16 protein-coding genes are annotated in these 15590 nt (G+C 39.3%); 6 read left to right on the top strand and 10 right to left on the bottom strand.

Features of this window, described 5'->3' with window-relative positions; translation table 11 throughout:
* Positions 1-16: 16 nt before the first annotated feature.
* The 3 genes from AC27FM_RS05205 to AC27FM_RS05215 all read right to left on the bottom strand — a co-directional run bounded on the left by AC27FM_RS05205 (position 17) and on the right by AC27FM_RS05215 (position 1957).
* Positions 17-466, bottom strand: coding sequence for a MarR family winged helix-turn-helix transcriptional regulator (locus AC27FM_RS05205; RefSeq protein ID WP_487086463.1), 450 nt, complete (start codon positions 464-466; stop codon positions 17-19).
* Between the two features lie 97 nt (positions 467-563).
* Positions 564-1418 (bottom strand): DegV family protein, encoded by an 855-nt coding sequence (locus tag AC27FM_RS05210; RefSeq protein ID WP_487086464.1) that lies wholly within the window; start codon positions 1416-1418, stop codon positions 564-566.
* Positions 1415-1957, bottom strand: coding sequence for a DUF1836 domain-containing protein (locus tag AC27FM_RS05215; protein WP_487086466.1), 543 nt, complete (start codon positions 1955-1957; stop codon positions 1415-1417). The genes AC27FM_RS05210 and AC27FM_RS05215 overlap by 4 nt, the downstream gene beginning before the upstream one ends.
* A 138-nt stretch (positions 1958-2095) precedes the next feature.
* Between AC27FM_RS05215 and AC27FM_RS05220 the strand changes: the two genes are divergently transcribed.
* Positions 2096-2272, top strand: a complete 177-nt coding sequence (locus AC27FM_RS05220; protein WP_487086468.1) for a hypothetical protein — start codon at positions 2096-2098, stop codon at positions 2270-2272.
* Positions 2273-2389: 117 nt separating this feature from the next.
* Here AC27FM_RS05220 and AC27FM_RS05225 read toward each other — a convergent pair whose 3' ends face one another.
* On the bottom strand, positions 2390-3043 hold the full coding sequence (locus tag AC27FM_RS05225) for an HAD family hydrolase (RefSeq protein WP_487086470.1): 654 nt from the start codon (positions 3041-3043) through the stop codon (positions 2390-2392).
* 335 nt (positions 3044-3378) lie between these two features.
* Here AC27FM_RS05225 and AC27FM_RS05230 point away from each other — a divergent pair, with 335 nt between their 5' ends.
* A complete protein-coding gene (locus AC27FM_RS05230) occupies positions 3379-4557 on the top strand; it encodes a multidrug effflux MFS transporter (protein WP_487086472.1) in 1179 nt (392 codons plus the stop codon).
* Positions 4558-4710: 153 nt separating this feature from the next.
* Here AC27FM_RS05230 and AC27FM_RS05235 read toward each other — a convergent pair whose 3' ends face one another.
* The 3 genes from AC27FM_RS05235 to AC27FM_RS05245 form a co-directional block, all read right to left on the bottom strand.
* Positions 4711-6336, bottom strand: coding sequence for an APC family permease (locus AC27FM_RS05235; protein ID WP_487086474.1), 1626 nt, complete (start codon positions 6334-6336; stop codon positions 4711-4713).
* A 141-nt stretch (positions 6337-6477) separates the two neighbouring features.
* Positions 6478-7455 carry a DMT family transporter gene (locus AC27FM_RS05240; RefSeq protein WP_487086476.1) on the bottom strand — a complete coding sequence of 326 codons (978 nt, stop codon included), beginning with the start codon at positions 7453-7455 and terminating at the stop codon, positions 6478-6480.
* Positions 7456-7574: 119 nt separating this feature from the next.
* Positions 7575-9458 carry an LTA synthase family protein gene (locus AC27FM_RS05245; RefSeq protein ID WP_487086478.1) on the bottom strand — a complete coding sequence of 628 codons (1884 nt, stop codon included), beginning with the start codon at positions 9456-9458 and terminating at the stop codon, positions 7575-7577.
* A gap of 161 nt (positions 9459-9619) precedes the next feature.
* Between AC27FM_RS05245 and AC27FM_RS05250 the strand changes: the two genes are divergently transcribed.
* Positions 9620-9919, top strand: coding sequence for a metal-sulfur cluster assembly factor (locus AC27FM_RS05250; RefSeq protein ID WP_487086480.1), 300 nt, complete (start codon positions 9620-9622; stop codon positions 9917-9919).
* Positions 9920-9921: 2 nt separating this feature from the next.
* Here the strand turns inward: AC27FM_RS05250 and AC27FM_RS05255 are convergent, their stop codons facing one another.
* The 3 genes from AC27FM_RS05255 to AC27FM_RS05265 all read right to left on the bottom strand — a co-directional run bounded on the left by AC27FM_RS05255 (position 9922) and on the right by AC27FM_RS05265 (position 13871).
* Positions 9922-11043: an amidohydrolase/deacetylase family metallohydrolase gene (locus AC27FM_RS05255; RefSeq protein ID WP_487086481.1), complete on the bottom strand. Its 1122-nt coding sequence runs from the start codon at positions 11041-11043 to the stop codon at positions 9922-9924.
* A gap of 75 nt (positions 11044-11118) precedes the next feature.
* A complete protein-coding gene (locus AC27FM_RS05260; protein WP_487086483.1) occupies positions 11119-11811 on the bottom strand; it encodes a GntR family transcriptional regulator in 693 nt (230 codons plus the stop codon).
* Between the two features lie 155 nt (positions 11812-11966).
* Complete coding sequence (locus AC27FM_RS05265) at positions 11967-13871, bottom strand: heavy metal translocating P-type ATPase (RefSeq protein ID WP_487086484.1); 1905 nt, start codon at positions 13869-13871, stop codon at positions 11967-11969.
* Between the two features lie 127 nt (positions 13872-13998).
* Between AC27FM_RS05265 and AC27FM_RS05270 the strand changes: the two genes are divergently transcribed.
* The 3 genes from AC27FM_RS05270 to AC27FM_RS05280 all read left to right on the top strand — a co-directional run bounded on the left by AC27FM_RS05270 (position 13999) and on the right by AC27FM_RS05280 (position 15554).
* Positions 13999-14361 (top strand): ArsR/SmtB family transcription factor, encoded by a 363-nt coding sequence (locus AC27FM_RS05270; RefSeq protein WP_487086486.1) that lies wholly within the window; start codon positions 13999-14001, stop codon positions 14359-14361.
* 159 nt (positions 14362-14520) lie between these two features.
* Complete coding sequence (locus AC27FM_RS05275; RefSeq protein WP_487086488.1) at positions 14521-14790, top strand: hypothetical protein; 270 nt, start codon at positions 14521-14523, stop codon at positions 14788-14790.
* Positions 14791-14903: 113 nt separating this feature from the next.
* The gene (locus tag AC27FM_RS05280) at positions 14904-15554 is read left to right on the top strand and encodes a TetR/AcrR family transcriptional regulator (protein WP_487086490.1); all 651 of its coding nucleotides are present in this window, start codon (positions 14904-14906) and stop codon (positions 15552-15554) included.
* Positions 15555-15590 lie beyond the last annotated feature (36 nt).

Below are 15590 nucleotides of genomic sequence, written 5' to 3' on the forward strand. Positions count from 1 at the left end.
CTCAAAAATAAAATGCTTATTCAGCATTATCAGAAATCTGTTTTAATACCTTGTGAAACACGGCCATATCTTCCGCAGAAACACCTTTACTAAGTGACGCTTCGACCAACTTGGCGGATTGATCGATCTGACACATGTGCTTTCTTGTTTCTGGCGTCAACATCAAGCGTTTATAGCGTGCGTCATGACTGGATGGAGAGGTTTCGATAATACCGTTCTTGACCATACGACCAACCAAGCCACTGGCGGTCGACTTACTGATCGACATGGCACGTTCTAAATCACGTTGGAAGATCTCCTTATCGTCATTCATGATCAAGTAACCAGCAGCCATGCCCTGCAATTTGGAAACATGGGGATGGCTGTGGTCATGATCAAAAATAGGATACTGTGATTTGATAAAACGATCCATTTTCAATGAAACTTCTCTAATTTGAAACATGATCGTTGATTCTGGATTGATCATTACTCTCCCTCCATTCGTTCGTATGCGAACTATAATACTGTTTTTTATTTTACAAGTCAATAAAAAAAGCGAAACTTTTTAAGTTTCGCTTCAATAATTAATCTAACAAAACGATTCCAACACCGACTAGACCCGGTCCGGTATGCACTCCTAGAGCCGGTCCCACTTGTCCGAAGAATTGTTTCGAGCCATGAATGCCGTCCTCATCTAGTAACTTGACCATCCGTTGACCAGATGCTTCATCCGCACCATGTCCGACTGCCAGCAAGTAATCCTTATGGTCTCCGATAAACTTGTCAGCCAAGCCTAACATCAATCTCTGCCCTTTCTTCATTCCACGGGCTTTGGCAGCGGTTGTATAAATTCCTTCATCATTACACGTGATGATCGGTGCTAGCTTCAGCATATTACCGACAACTGAAGTGACTAGGCCAATTCTACCACCAGCACGTAGGTATTCTAGCGTCGGGATGCAGAAGTAAACGACCGTATTCTTGATCATCTTATCAACCCCGGCTACTACTTCTGAATAACTCTTGCCAGCATCTACTAGATCCTTAGCGCCAACGGCTATCAAACCAGCCGCTACAGCCACTTGCTTAGTATCAAAAGTCGTATAGGTAAATTGATCATAGTCCTCTAATAGCACCTTCAAAAAATTGTACGTCCCACTCAATCCTGATGAGACTGAGATGGATACAATATGGTCATAGCCGTCAGCGGCTATTTGATCCAAGGTCTGCTTGATGCACTCACCTGATGGTAGTGAGGTCTTAGGTATCTCTTTTTCTAATCCATCATAAACTTCAACTGCAGTAATATCTTTTCGATCTAAATATGTTTTATTTTTATAAATAATTTGCATTGGTAGCTCATAAATTCCTGGCTTGCCTAGGTACTCCTCAGGAATGTCACAACAGGAATCAACCAATATCGCAATATGTTCTGTCATTTCTCTTTACTCTTTTCTTTCGAGCCATCGCTATCTAGTAACAGTATTTTTTTCGTCACCCATTTGGATGCAAAAGCCATCGTTACCATCTCAACCATCAAATACTCTTGCGAACTGTTACCTTCAGAGAGTTGTTGATCCTCAGTTCGATGATTGATCAATTTAAAGGCAGTTTCTTGCTTGGCGCAGAAGAAATCAAAAGCATTCTCGATTCCTCCATTTAATTTAGTCATCAGTTTGATGCCATTTTCGATCTCACCAATCGAAACTACTTGCTTCAAAAATGTGATAGCAATTAAATATGCCAGATGTTCTCTGGTATATCTCTTTTTAATCGGATGTGGTAGAAGTCCGTTTTTCACATAGTTATTGACCATTGATGTAGTAACGATCGGCCCATCTTCTAACCAGATAGGTCCGAGATATTTATCGATCAATGTCAATAACTGATCTCGATACAAATCCAATTCTGGCAAACTAGACCAGCGTGGCAACTTGAATTCTTCCAAATTATCTAACCATTCTTGCAATTCATCCATTAAAAAGCACCTCTTTATGATTACCAATACAATTTATCATAATTGTTGATACTATTCAACATAGTTTTAATAACTAGCTTACGCTAATGTTTTTCCTAAATTAATTTCACAACTATCAGTATCCTTGATCAACGGATCATGAAACAGTCCCAACCCTTCATCGCCGACTCCTTCAACAACGAGAACACGTATCCCGTAGTTATCGTGGATGCGTTCATCTCACCATATGACGAACTTTACACTTGGATAGTAGCAATCATTCTAGAAAATAAAATTTTAATGCAAAGATTCATCGAACACCAAAAAGCCCACTAACGATTTCTTGAAGGCTACATCCTTCGTAATCATCAGTGGACTCATGGTTAGCGCTGCTGGGTTAAGTTGTGACGGACCCATATTAACCTCGATTGATCTTCATGGAATTAAAGATGGTTATTTAACGATCTTCAATGCCTCATCCAAAGTATGAATCTCATAAGTTGGCTTAGCCGTAGTGGCGACTTCATTGTCACGGTTGACCCAGATACTATCCCAGCCGATCTGATCACAAGGAACGATATCGACATCATAGCCTTGAGCGATATGGAAGTGATTGTCATTAGTAAAGCCATATTCTTTTTCGATCGTCTTGAAAAACTTCACATCAGGTTTATAGGTGTGGACATCTTCGGCAATCCAAACATCAAACGGTACTTGCAAAGCCTTGGCATTTTCAGGAATAATACTCCACGATGAATTAGACATCATGATCAACTTATAACCACGATTGATGAATTCCTGCAGTGTCTCAATGACTTCTGGGAATGGTTTCAAGTTACGATGTGCTTCCATAATGTCGATGTAATATTCTTCAAAGCGATGTTTCAATCCAAAATAATAGTCTAACTTGATCAAGTTATTCCTAGTCAATAGATCGTAATCTATATACGGATGTCTAAGAGACCAGTCCTCTTGATAGTCATGAAATTGTTGACGAGCTTTTTTGCCGTCGATCCCGATCTCATTACCGGCTTTTTCCACTGCATCATAAGTTCCACTCTCACTCAATAAAGTGCCATAACAATCAAAGGTCAAATACTTTTGCATTACTACCCCTCCTAATCAAAATAAACTTCGTGCTCTCTTCAATTAGAATAACCCTATAAAGTATTTGTGACTACATTAAATGTGAAAAAATGTACAATCTTTGACCGAATGGCACATTTGCCAATCAAAAGATGTCATAACTTAAACCTGAGGAATAGAAATAGGCTCGGAAAAAATTTCCGGGCTTTTTGACAATCTAGTCTAAATTTAGTAAAGTGAAATAATCTAAAAGGAGGTGTCAGCATATGCTGTATGAACATATCTTAGTATGTGTTGCCGTAGAAGGATTCGGACGTTTTTCCGCAAATTAATTAAATATCAGGAGTATTAATTAAATGAAAAACGTCCCAAAACAAGTTCCATCATTACTATTATTGATCGTATTAGTCGGCTTTCCGCAAATTAGCGAATCTATCTTTACGCCGATCCTACCGTCACTCAGCCGCCAACTAAATATTAGTGCTAGTCGTAGCCAATTGACCATGAGCACATACTTTGTGGCCTTTGCAGTTGGCGTACTAATTTGGGGACAGTACGCTGATCTGCGTGGTCGCCGCCCTGCTCTACTGAGTGGATTAGTCTTCTACTTGGTCGGTAACATAGGACTATTACTTAGTCCCAACTTTACAACACTACTAATATTTCGACTGATTCAAGCCTTTGGCGCTAGTGCTGGTTCCGTAGTCACGCAAACTATCATGCGTGAGAGCTTTCACGGAGTCACTGGATCTAAAGTGTTCGCTAAAGTCAGTGCGGCTATGGCCTTGTCCCCCGCACTGGGTCCGCTGATCGGCGGAATTGGACTAACAATCGGAGGTTCTAAAGCCGTCTTTGAACTACTCGTCTTAATGGCTCTGGCGTGCTATCTCTATGCTCGATTGCGCTTGCCAGAGACTAGATCTGAAAACGTTCAAGTCGCTAGTTTGGACACTCAATTTCGTGTCGTGGGCCGCTTGTTGCGTGATCCACAAGTGCTCGTATACGGCTTATTAATTAGTGGTATCAATGGAATCTTGTTCAGTTATTACGCTGAAGCGCCCTTCATCTTCGAAACGCACTTCAATTTTTCTGCCCTCGCTTATGGTAGCCTTGGCTTAGTCTTAGCAGCAGCGAGTTTAGGTGGAGCCTTACTCGTTAATTGGCTTGTCAATTACTGGTCTCCAGCAAAAATTGCTCAGAGTGGTCTGTTGCTAAGTACACTCTCTGCGGTTGGTCTCATGATTGCCGCATACAACGATCAGCTCACAATGATGATTTTGACAATATTTACCGTCTTCCTAGGCCTGAACATAGCCTTACCGAATGCCTTAAATCAGGCGTTGATTGGTTATGAGACGGTAATGGGCAGTGCCAGTGGTTGGTTCAGTCTAGGTTATTATTTAGTCGTTAGTGCCCTCACGTATTTGATGAGTTGGTTGCATAACGGTCAGATCGAAATCTTACCAGCTTATATTTTAGGACTCAGCCTCGCGATGCTTGTTGCGAATACCTGGTTAATTCGACGAAAGTCATAGCACAGTCGCCGCTGATTGATCATTTTGAGTTTGCAAGATAAGTAATGGTTTATTTTTAATAAATATATACAAAAATGAGATGAAAAACCAAATTGTGGTTTTTCATCTCATTTTTGCTTTTTGAGGCTGATGTCACAGCCTTGTTGTTGATAATTAATCCTCAGAAATCAAGTCGTGTTCACGCCAACCGAACAATACGATCAAGAGAATACCCACTAGACTCAAGCCAATTATCATCGCAATATTGTTGGCGGTATCTGAACCACCTAGGTACAAATCACCTACGATAACTACTAGTAATGTAGCGAGAATACCAGTCCATTGTAAGTGTGTGAAGGCTGAGCCAGTTTGACTACGATCTTCACGACGAGTTACGTAAGGCATGATTGCACCTAAACCGATCAAGACGATGATGGCAACGAAGTTGATGATCAACTCATACCACCAGACGTTAGTTCCAAAGGCCACATCTTGTGGTCCAATACCAAAGACTGTAGCGATACCAGTAATGATCAAGCACCACCAACCAACGGCTAAGGCTGTCTTGTCATTTTTGATGTAGACATATTCAGAAGGATACTTTGCGCTATTTTGGCGAATTCTAATGAAAGCAAAGAAAATCCAACAAGTAACACCGGGTGAAATAATTCCATTAAGGTTTAGTAACCAGTTAAAAATATCATTCATACTTGGTAAGAAAATACCTAGTAACATGATGAAAGCACTCAAACCACAAGTTAACAAGTATCCATTAACGGGCAAGCCAGATTTATTCTTCTTACGAAGAACCTTTGGCATGTACTTGGCTCCTGTGTCAGAGATCAACATTCTAGTCATAGCATCTAGCAAGACTGCCAATAAGGCAGCGAGATAAAAGACTTCTGTCCAAGCAAAGATGTACATCAAAGTATTACCCATGTGAAACTGTTTTCCTAATGCCAAGAAAGCATAGTATGAACCATTCATCTTCAAATCATTCGGTAAGTGATAGGCATCGAAGAAAACACCCAGTGAGAAAGAACCAAAGATCGTCAAGAAAGCCGTCATAACGGCTAACATGATCATTGCCTTAGGAAATTCACGCTTAGGCTTACGCATCTTAGTAATAAACGGTGCGATCAATTCAGCACCGTTCATCGCGTAGATCAAAAGTCCTAAAGTAGTCAGATAATGTAAGTCGAACTTAGGAACGATCGTATGAACGTTCATCGGTTGTGTTGCGATATGACCACCCATGCTTAGTGCTGCCAGTGTCATGATAACGAACAAAACCGTCATCCCAAACATAGCTACACCACCGATGGTACTCAAGAATTCAAGTGAGTGCTTGAATCTTGATTGAACAAAGATGAAGACGACAAACGTTATAACGGTCCAAAAGGCGAACCAACCGTTCGACATGGTGTCCTGCAACTGACCGTCACCGTACCAAGCCCAACCCAGACCAACGACGATCGAGTTAGCGGTATCGACAACGTAAGGAATCGAAGCAGCCCAATAAGTCCATGCAGTGAAATAACCTAAGAACTCACCACTAGTTCCACGGACCCAAGAAGTAAGTCCACCACCTTCATGATTGAAGACAGACCCCAATTGTCCAACCATAAGTGAATATGGAATGACATACAAAAATAGCATAATAACCCAAGATGTGATAACTCCCATCCCTTGGTTTTGAAAGTTATAAGTTAAATCATCAAAACCAATTACCGTAACAAAGCTCATTAGAGCCAGAACTGGCCAACTAATGAAACTTTTTTTAGGTTCTAAAGTTTCCATAAAATCCCCCGAAAAATAATTATTAGTTTAGTAAACTAATTGCATTAAATATTTTACAACTTTTTGAATCATTATACGTGTGAAAACGTTTTTTAGTTATAAAAAAATACCAATACTTCAATTGGTATTTGATTGATTTAATTATTTTATTATATGATGCTGGCTAGACTGATGCCGAACCAGTGCAATAACTCGGTAGGCGATATCCTCTCCGATCAGCGTTATAACTGATCCCAGAAGAATCACCATGATACCTGCTATCGTACGACTACTGATTGCTTCACCTAGGATCAGTAATGACAATACTGGTGCCAAAGCTGGTTTGATCAAGAAGATCAGTGAGGCTTGAACGATCCCAACTTCTTCCATTGAGATAAAGTACAATCCAAAAGCGATGCCGGTGACTAGGACTGAAATGTACAAGATCAACGGTAACGTCTGAAGCGTTAGTCCTTTGAAAAAGGGAATATTAACGAATTCACTATAATTAGCTGGCAAAAGTGTAGCTAATGGTGTGTGGCTAAGAAGCATCAAAGCGCCCAATTCTAATGAACCGAATAAAAACGAAAAACAAGTCATAGATAGCCCATTGATGCCGATCTTGTGTCCGTTGATCCGCGACATAACGCCATAGACACCAAAAATGATCGACGATAAGAGCCCCAAGACGATTCCCATAGGATTCTTCAAGTGGAATGGATCGATGATGATCAACAGTCCTATCAAGGTCAAAACTAAAGCGAAGACATTTGTTCGAGATAGTTTTTCATTTAAAAAGACAAAGCCAATGATCAAACCAAAGATTGGATTGGCACTCAAAATAATGGCAATGACTGAAGCGGCAGTGACTTGAATCGACATCTGATACAGCGTCATGCTGACAACTACGATCACAAACCCCGTCAAGGCACAGCGTCCCCAATCATATGCGGACATCTTAACTCCATTTTTATTGAGATGCCTGATGGCGAATGGCAATAGTGCCAATCCACCAATCAGAAATCTAATAAAGTTCAATTCAACTGGATGGAATTGACTACCAGCGATCTTTAAGGCTATTTCCATAGAGCTAAATAAAAACATCGGTATTATTATGTATAGCAGACTCTTTAACTTCAAAACGTTTAATTCATCCCCCCAAAAAATAGTAACGTAACAATACTAGTCTACTACTCTTTAGCTACCATTTTGAAAGGATTTCTATGAAAACGTTTTTATAGAAGGGTTAATTTAACTTTTTATTTAGTAAAACCTAATTTTGTACTATAACCTTTACCAGCCGTCAGATCATATTGAATCAATTTATAATCGTCCAGTAATTCTCTTTGTTTATCAGTTAGATTCTTATACGCAATCTTTTCACCTGTCTTCTTATTGACATACAGGCTCTCTGAATTGCCGACCGTACTCTTGGCCATTGCTGGGGCATCCTCTTGGATCTCCGTTAGCAAAGCATAAAACGGCGTTACTTTTTGTCCCATTTGTTTATACGCCAAAGCGATGAAGCCATTGGGATCCGTGATATTAGTGCTCTTACCAATTTTTTTAGTAGCTTCATCATGTTCGATAGCGTATTTATTACTATAAATAAAATAATCAGTCTCATGTTGGGCGATATTGTACTTCGACATATTGTTGCCATCATAAATACCTGGTAGGTGATCACCGTACCAGACTACCGTTATCGGTTTATTTATCTTATCTAACTTTTCAAGGAACGCCTTAGTCGACTGGTCGGTTAGGCTGATACCTTTGGCGAAGTTTGCCACTTGCTTAGTATTTTTACCAGCACCACTGCCGCTGACTGTAAACTTATTGTCCTGATATTTGTTAGTGTAAGGCATGTGATTTTGCATCGTTACAAGACTGATGAATTGACCATCTTTAACGTTATTAACTTGCCACAAGACATCATCATATGACGCCTCATCACCGACATACTGTCCGCCGTCAGCAGGATTGGTGTACTGCAAGGCGAGATCGCCAGTAGAATTGATATTTCTAAAAGTCTGAAAACCAAACTTCTTATACACACTAGCACGACTGTAGAAGTTGGCGATATACGGATGAATCGCCGCTTTAGTATTGAATTGATCAGTGATATTCTCAGGGTTCTCTTGTTTTTGGACTAGTTGCACGTATGGTGATTGCAACGCCTTTGAGAACTGATTATAAGCTAGACCAGTGAAGGTCATGTATTCCATATTGGCAGTCCCACCACCATAGCCAGAGCTCAACATCAGACCTGAAGTATTTTCTTTCTTGATCTGTCTAATATCAGGCATTGCATCTGAGTTGACCTTAATATTAGGGACTCGACTAGGATCAGAGAAACTTTCACTCAGAATAAAGATCAGAGTTTGTTTATTGACGTTACTATTTGGGCGTTCTTTATTGATATTTGTTGCGACATTTTTGTATTTTTTAACGATCGACTTGATTTTTTGAGCACTATACCCTTCAGGTTCGTCCATAACGTTGACACGTACGTTAGTTAGGAAAGTTATCAACGGTCCATTACTGTTGGTCTCCCAAATCAAGTTCGCTGTAAAATCAGAACGTCCGGCCTTGGCTAGAACCTTATTAGTTACAGATCCTTCGTCATTAGCAGAATAAAAACTACCTAAACCAAGGACGGCCAACGCTACAAAGACGATACGTATAGGCCACTTCATCCGTAAGAATGACTTACCAAATCTTCTCTCTAAGAAGACACAAATACCGATGATGATAATAAGTCCCAGCATGATCTCCGCAACTAATTTCAGACTGATCATAGTCAATAACTCTTTTATGTTGCTCAAGAACATCAAGTCACTGGGTAGGATCGGTTCTGTACGATAAATAACTTTGAGTCGATTGGCGATGGCATAGATCAGGAAAAAGACGTAGAACAATGCCGTCGAATAGAAAAAGCGATTGATTAGCCCGTAAAGTCCCAAGTATATCAGCAATAAAATAACTGCCGTCACCATATACATGCCTGGATACGTCTGGGTTATAGTCGAAAACGCATATTGAAATGAACCTATCTGCGAATAACTCAATATGTATCCCATCAGGAGTGCGGATAGTATTATGAACACGAACTGCAATATATATAACTTGTTAAATCTTTTCATTATTTAATAACACCTTATTATTTCTTAAACGAACATACCGTTCTCAATTAACACTTCTATATACTAACCTAAATCAAAACAAAAGTAATAACAAAAAAATAGTTTTGAAGTATATTAGAAGTATATTGATTAATAGATATTGTTAATAAGGAGCAATAATAATGGACGAAAAAATAATTACTATAAAAAAGCAATTATCAGAAGTCATCGATCCCGATATGAAAATAGACATTGTCAATCTAGGTCTAATCTACGACATATCCTTGAAGGACACTACCTGTAGCATCACAATGACGATGCCGACTAGAAGTTGTCATTATGGCGAATCCATCACTCAAAACGTGATCAAGTCAGTCGAAAAACTCTCATTCATAGACGAATGCGCCTTAAAATTAGTCTGGTCACCGGTTTGGACTAAAGAAAAAATGTCAAAGATGGCTAGAATGACCCTAGGTGTGTGAGCTTAACAGATCCCACCGACAGGATAGATATTTCCATGGACGATGGTATATTTAGGTAGGATCAACGTATCAGTCGTTTTGAGATTGCCGTTAGCGTCGACCAGATCTTTGCGACCTTTTTTTATATCAAAGATGGTTATATCGGCATCATATCCCGCAGTAATCTTTCCCTTATTATAGAGATGAAAGATTCTTGCTGGGCGTACAGTGATCATTGGGATTACTTCTGATAATTTATAGCCGATAACTAAGAGTTTTTCAATACAGGTGGACATATCATAAACAGGACCATCCTCACGATTAGAGTGATAGATGTCCGTGCTCAGTAATTCTGGAATCAGCTTGTATTCTTTCGCGACCTCGGCAGTATGGAAGTCAAAGCTGTGAGATCCATGTCCAATGTCAAAAACAATGCCACTTTCGTAGCCATCTTGGATATAGACAGGAATATTGTTGTTCTCATCTAAGATGCCATTGTCCTTACCATTAAAGCAATGAGTTAAAATATCTCCACGTTCCATGACGGACATTATTTCTGATAATTTGGGAGGATTAGAGCCAATGTGAACCATCAGTGGTAGTTCCTTATTCAGCTTCATCTGAATATACTTGGCTTCGATCAGCGGATTGATCCCATTGTCATCCACAACTGACTTACTGATACGTGCCTTGATACCGACAATGAAATCTGGATATTTGTTGACGGATGCTTGGACTGCCTCAAGACTGATCTGACTCATGTCCTTCAATCCAGCTTGGTCATTTATCCCTCCCTTAGCAATATTTATCAGAGCATAGACATTTGTCGTCTTGTCACGGGTGATGTGGTAGAAATCCCCGATTTCATCGGCACCAGTGGAACCAGCGTCTATTAACGTTGTAACGCCAGTTTTATATCCATCCTCGTCGGGATCATCATAATAAGTCGTTGCTTTCTCATAGCAATGTGTGTGATCGTCGATCCAGCCGGGTGTGACGAATGACTTCTTCTCCAAGTCGATCGTCTTTGACGCTACCACCTCAGTCAATTGATTGCCCACACGTTCGATCTTCCCATTCGTAATCAAAATCTCAATTGGTTCAGAATGTTCATTTAATCCATTCTTAATATACAAATCAGCCATTGCAATAGCCTCCAATATTAATTTCGAAAAGATTATAACATTATAATATTATGATGTAAACGCTTATAACGAAGTCTAAACTTCGTATTCGATCTCATAAGGAAATTTATTAGTATCGTACATGGCTAATGAGTATTCGACTAAGTTGTTGAAACGGTCGAATCCACGCCTGATCCGCTTCAAAGCGATTGAATCTTCTTTATTCAATAGTATTTGATTTTCTTCATCCAGATTGACCGCTTTAAATTCATCTTTAAATCCAGAAATCTCTTGACCACTCTCTTGCAAGATCTTATAGAGTGACTTGTGTCGCAAGTCCTTCAATTCCTCTTGAATCGCTACATTAGGCAAGTAATGTTCAAAGATGATGAATGGCTTATGATCCAACGAATAAAGTCGTTTAATGTATAATACCTGACGGCGACCGATATCTTCGAACGGCGTACCTTGTGAGGGGATTAGTTTGATTTCGAGGATCTCTTTCGTTAATTCTCCGTGTTCGTCCAAGATTGATGAAAAAGAACGTGCTTTAGACAATTTATTAAAGAGATTGTTGCTGATGACCGTTGTCCCGATACCGCTCTTTTTAACTAAATAGCCTTCCCCTACCAGTAATTCTACCGCCTTACGGATAGTGATTTTACTGACCTTGTACATTTTTTCCAATTCATTCTCAGTTGGGATCAAGGTCCCAACCTCATATTTACCAGACAAGATATTCTTCTTGATGTCACTGGCAATATTTTGATATAAACTTCCTGTTATCATGTTATTTTCTCCAATAATCATATTAGATTAATTATTTTAATATATATTCAATTATAATTTTATATCAAATCAAAAAATAGAGCGATAGTAAAAGAGAAAATAAAAAGAAGAGCGGCTGGAACCATTGTTCCAATCCACTCTTCATCAAGATAATCTTATTTCAAAAATTGTAATCTAACCGCATTTAGTACCGCTATAACGGTAACACCGACATCAGCGAAGACGGCTTGCCACATACCGACAAATCCGAATGCTCCTAAGATCAAGAATAATACTTTGATACCGATAGCGAAGCTAATATTTTCCATAACTATTTTTCTAGTCACTTGAGCAATCTTGATCGTCTTCGAAACTTTCGAAGGCTCGTCACCCATAATGACGATATCGGCAGCTTCGACTGCGGCGTCACTACCGAGACCACCCATTGCGAAACCAACGTCAGCAGTAGTCAAGACTGGAGTATCATTGATACCATCACCGACGAAAGCGACCTTTTTACGATACTTCTTGGAAGTATTCAATAGTTTTTCAACGATATTAACCTTATCCTCAGGTAACAAGTCAGTATAAACTTGATCAAGCTTGAGTTTTTCAGCAATCGATTGACCAACTACGATATTATCACCTGTCAACATGGCACTCTTGATACCGCGTTGATGTAGTAATTCGATCGCATCGGCGGCGTCGGCCTTGGGTTCGTCCGCAATAACGATACTACCCATGAACTTACCATCTGCACTGACATATACAATCGTACCGATGCCTTGGTCTCTGACGAAGTTGATACCTGCCATAGCTTTGGAGTTACCCACGATAACTTCTTTGCCATTAACAACTGCGCTCAAACCGTGTCCGGCTTGTTCCTTAGCATTAGTAACTTCAAACTTGCTGAGGTCACCATTGTAAGCTTTGATGATCGATTGAGCGATCGGGTGCGTTGAATTTTGTTCAGTAGCGGCTGCGATACCGAGTAGTTCTTGTCTCTCGATTCCGCTAGCAGGGTCGATCTTAACTACTTCAAAACGACCTTTAGTCAAAGTACCAGTCTTGTCAAAAGCCACTGTATCAACACTATTCAGTGCTTCTAAATAGCTACTACCTTTAACTAAAACACCCTGCTTAGAAGCAGCACCGATACCACCGAAGAAGCTAAGTGGCACTGAGATCACTAAGGCACATGGACACGAGATAACTAGAAATACCAAGGCACGTGAGATCCACTCACCCCAGTTACCTGTGAATAACGGTGGAATGATCGCCAGAGCAACTGCCATGGCTACAACGATCGGTGTATATACTTTTGCGAAACGAGTAATAAATTTTTCTGCTGGAGCTTTTTTATTGCTGGCATTTTGAACCATATCCAAAATTTTAGCAACAGTCGAGTCATTATAAATTTTCGTAACTTTTATTTCTAAGGTTCCATTTTGGTTGATCGAACCACTCATTGCCATGTCGTTTTCTTTGATACTACGTGGCATTGACTCACCTGTTAAGGCAGACGTATCGACCATTGATTGACCAGAAACGACCATCCCGTCTAGAGGGATTTTTTCTCCGGGCTTAACGACGATTATTTGACCGACCTGTACTTTGTTCGGTTCAACTTGCTTAGTGCTACTTGCCAATTTTATAGTCGCAAAGACTGGCTTGACCTCTAGTAACGCCGAGATCGATCGTTTAGAGTTATTAGTAGCGATGTCTTCGAATAGATTACCTACTTCATAGAAGAACATGACAGCAACAGCTTCGGGATACTCACCTAAAATAAGGGCACCCACGGTAGCGATCGTCATCAAGAAATTTTCATCAAAAATTTCACCGTGAAAAATATTTTTTACTGCCTTTAGCACGATACTTCCACCGATCACAAAGTAACCGATAAAATAAAGTCCTATATTGATTGGTTTGTCGAAAAATCCGATAAATCCAGTAACCATAAATATGGCCGAAATCACTAGTTTCCATATTCTAACAATAGATTCTTGGTCTAGTTTTCTCTTTGATTTCGTTTGCTTACTCTTAGCTTGATATTCGGATTGGACATTATATGATTTCATTTAGAACATCCTCCCTACAGTTTTGTAAGTGTTTACATGAATATATGAGCATTCATTCATATATCATCTATAATATAATATATCCGACAGGGAAATTCAATGATTTTTAAGAAAAAGGTGAAATAATATGGTAGAAAAAGATTTTTCAGATCTGGAACATAAAGAGGCCCTCAATCACTTGAAGGAAAGTATCCCCGCTAACGAAGAACTAGAGACAATGGTCAATATTTTTAAAGCGTTTGGTGATATGACTCGTGTAAAAATTATTCTAGCGTTATCCAAAACTCCATTGAGCGTGGGTGAAATCGCCGATACGTTGGACATGAGCCAATCATCAATTTCCCACCAATTGAGCATGCTACGCCAGTTAAACTTGGTTTCCAGCGTACGACACGGCCGAAATATTCATTATAGATTGAGTGATCAACACATCATCACTATTTTTAGTCAGACAAAAGATCACATCATCGAAGATGAAAACGACTTATAGACCCTTGTGGAGCGTTAATACTGACGCTCTTTTTTTATTGGAAAAATTTTAAATTTAAACTATTGACTTTAAATTTATTGGAACTATAATGGACTTGTAATCAAGAAAGTGAGTGCTCACTTTCTAATTGAAGCAAAGAATTTTAGAGGAGCTGATATTATGTTTACAGCAATGTTTTGGATTTTAGCAATTTGGTTTATCATTAACGTTATTTGGATGTATGTAAAGAGGGATGACAAACAACTTCAAAAGACTCTCGGTTGGGTCAACGTAGTGGCTGTTATCGCCGGATTTTGGACATACTTCGGTGCTACCCAAGTCGCTGGTATCGACACTTGGTTCAATATCCTAAACTACGTTAATATCGTCCTTGCGGCAACACAGTTGTACTTAGGTTACCGCAATGGTAATAGCGTAAAACACGCCTAATCTTAATATTTTTGATTCACCCCTGATAGAGCTGGGACAAAATTGTTTTTGTCCCAGCTTTTTCGCTGTAATTGAATTACAATTAAATCAACAATAATTATTGAGGAAAGCACATGAAAAATCTAATCGAGATTTATAAAGAATCCCCTGAAACATCAGGGTTAACAAAAAAACAGTTGAAAATTTTTCAAGCAGCGATATCTTTGTTTGCTAAAAAAGGTTACAAAGATACTAGTACCAAAGAGATCGCCCTAGAGGCTGGCGTGTCAGAGGGCAGTCTATTCAAGCGCTTTAAGAATAAAGAAGAATTGTTGCTATCAATTCTCAAACCCATCTCCAGAGTCATCCTTCCTGAGATTCTGACCGAATTTTCTGAGGACACGTTAAATTCTGGCTACCCTACTCTGTATGATTTCATCAACATTATCCTGCGCAACCGAATGGAATTCTTCAAGGATAATATTGACGTCATCAGAATCTTCGTTGATGAATTCATTTACGATAATGAGATCAGAAAGAGCGTCATCGCTGAAATACCATATAGCTACATGAAAAATATCAACGATTCGCTGGACAGACTTAAAGATAAAAACTTATTAGTCGATTGGAGCAATACTGAGATATTTAGATTGATCTTTTCTACTATATTTGGTTATCTAGCTCAACATTACTTCATATTTATGTCCCCTAATTGGGATGAGGAAGAAGAGATAGATCATCTGGTAGAATTTTTAGTCAAAGGATTAACACCTGACAATAAATAACCTTGCTCGAAAACGGGCAAGGCTTTTTTGTATCCA

The organism is Companilactobacillus sp. y65-5, assembly GCF_057541095.1.

Bases quoted from the DNA above. Each gene is read 5' to 3' on its own strand.
- AC27FM_RS05205 (WP_487086463.1), bottom strand. From the start codon at position 466: ATGATCAATCCAGAATCAACGATCATGTTTCAAATTAGAGAAGTTTCA.
- AC27FM_RS05210 (WP_487086464.1), bottom strand. From the start codon at position 1,418: ATGACAGAACATATTGCGATATTGGTTGATTCCTGTTGTGACATTCCT.
- AC27FM_RS05215 (WP_487086466.1), bottom strand. From the start codon at position 1,957: ATGGATGAATTGCAAGAATGGTTAGATAATTTGGAAGAATTCAAGTTG.
- AC27FM_RS05220 (WP_487086468.1), top strand. From the start codon at position 2,096: ATGAAACAGTCCCAACCCTTCATCGCCGACTCCTTCAACAACGAGAAC.
- AC27FM_RS05225 (WP_487086470.1), bottom strand. From the start codon at position 3,043: ATGCAAAAGTATTTGACCTTTGATTGTTATGGCACTTTATTGAGTGAG.
- AC27FM_RS05230 (WP_487086472.1), top strand. From the start codon at position 3,379: ATGAAAAACGTCCCAAAACAAGTTCCATCATTACTATTATTGATCGTA.
- AC27FM_RS05235 (WP_487086474.1), bottom strand. From the start codon at position 6,336: ATGGAAACTTTAGAACCTAAAAAAAGTTTCATTAGTTGGCCAGTTCTG.
- AC27FM_RS05245 (WP_487086478.1), bottom strand. From the start codon at position 9,458: ATGAAAAGATTTAACAAGTTATATATATTGCAGTTCGTGTTCATAATA.
- AC27FM_RS05250 (WP_487086480.1), top strand. From the start codon at position 9,620: ATGGACGAAAAAATAATTACTATAAAAAAGCAATTATCAGAAGTCATC.
- AC27FM_RS05255 (WP_487086481.1), bottom strand. From the start codon at position 11,043: ATGGCTGATTTGTATATTAAGAATGGATTAAATGAACATTCTGAACCA.
- AC27FM_RS05260 (WP_487086483.1), bottom strand. From the start codon at position 11,811: ATGATAACAGGAAGTTTATATCAAAATATTGCCAGTGACATCAAGAAG.
- AC27FM_RS05265 (WP_487086484.1), bottom strand. From the start codon at position 13,871: ATGAAATCATATAATGTCCAATCCGAATATCAAGCTAAGAGTAAGCAA.
- AC27FM_RS05270 (WP_487086486.1), top strand. From the start codon at position 13,999: ATGGTAGAAAAAGATTTTTCAGATCTGGAACATAAAGAGGCCCTCAAT.
- AC27FM_RS05275 (WP_487086488.1), top strand. From the start codon at position 14,521: ATGTTTACAGCAATGTTTTGGATTTTAGCAATTTGGTTTATCATTAAC.
- AC27FM_RS05280 (WP_487086490.1), top strand. From the start codon at position 14,904: ATGAAAAATCTAATCGAGATTTATAAAGAATCCCCTGAAACATCAGGG.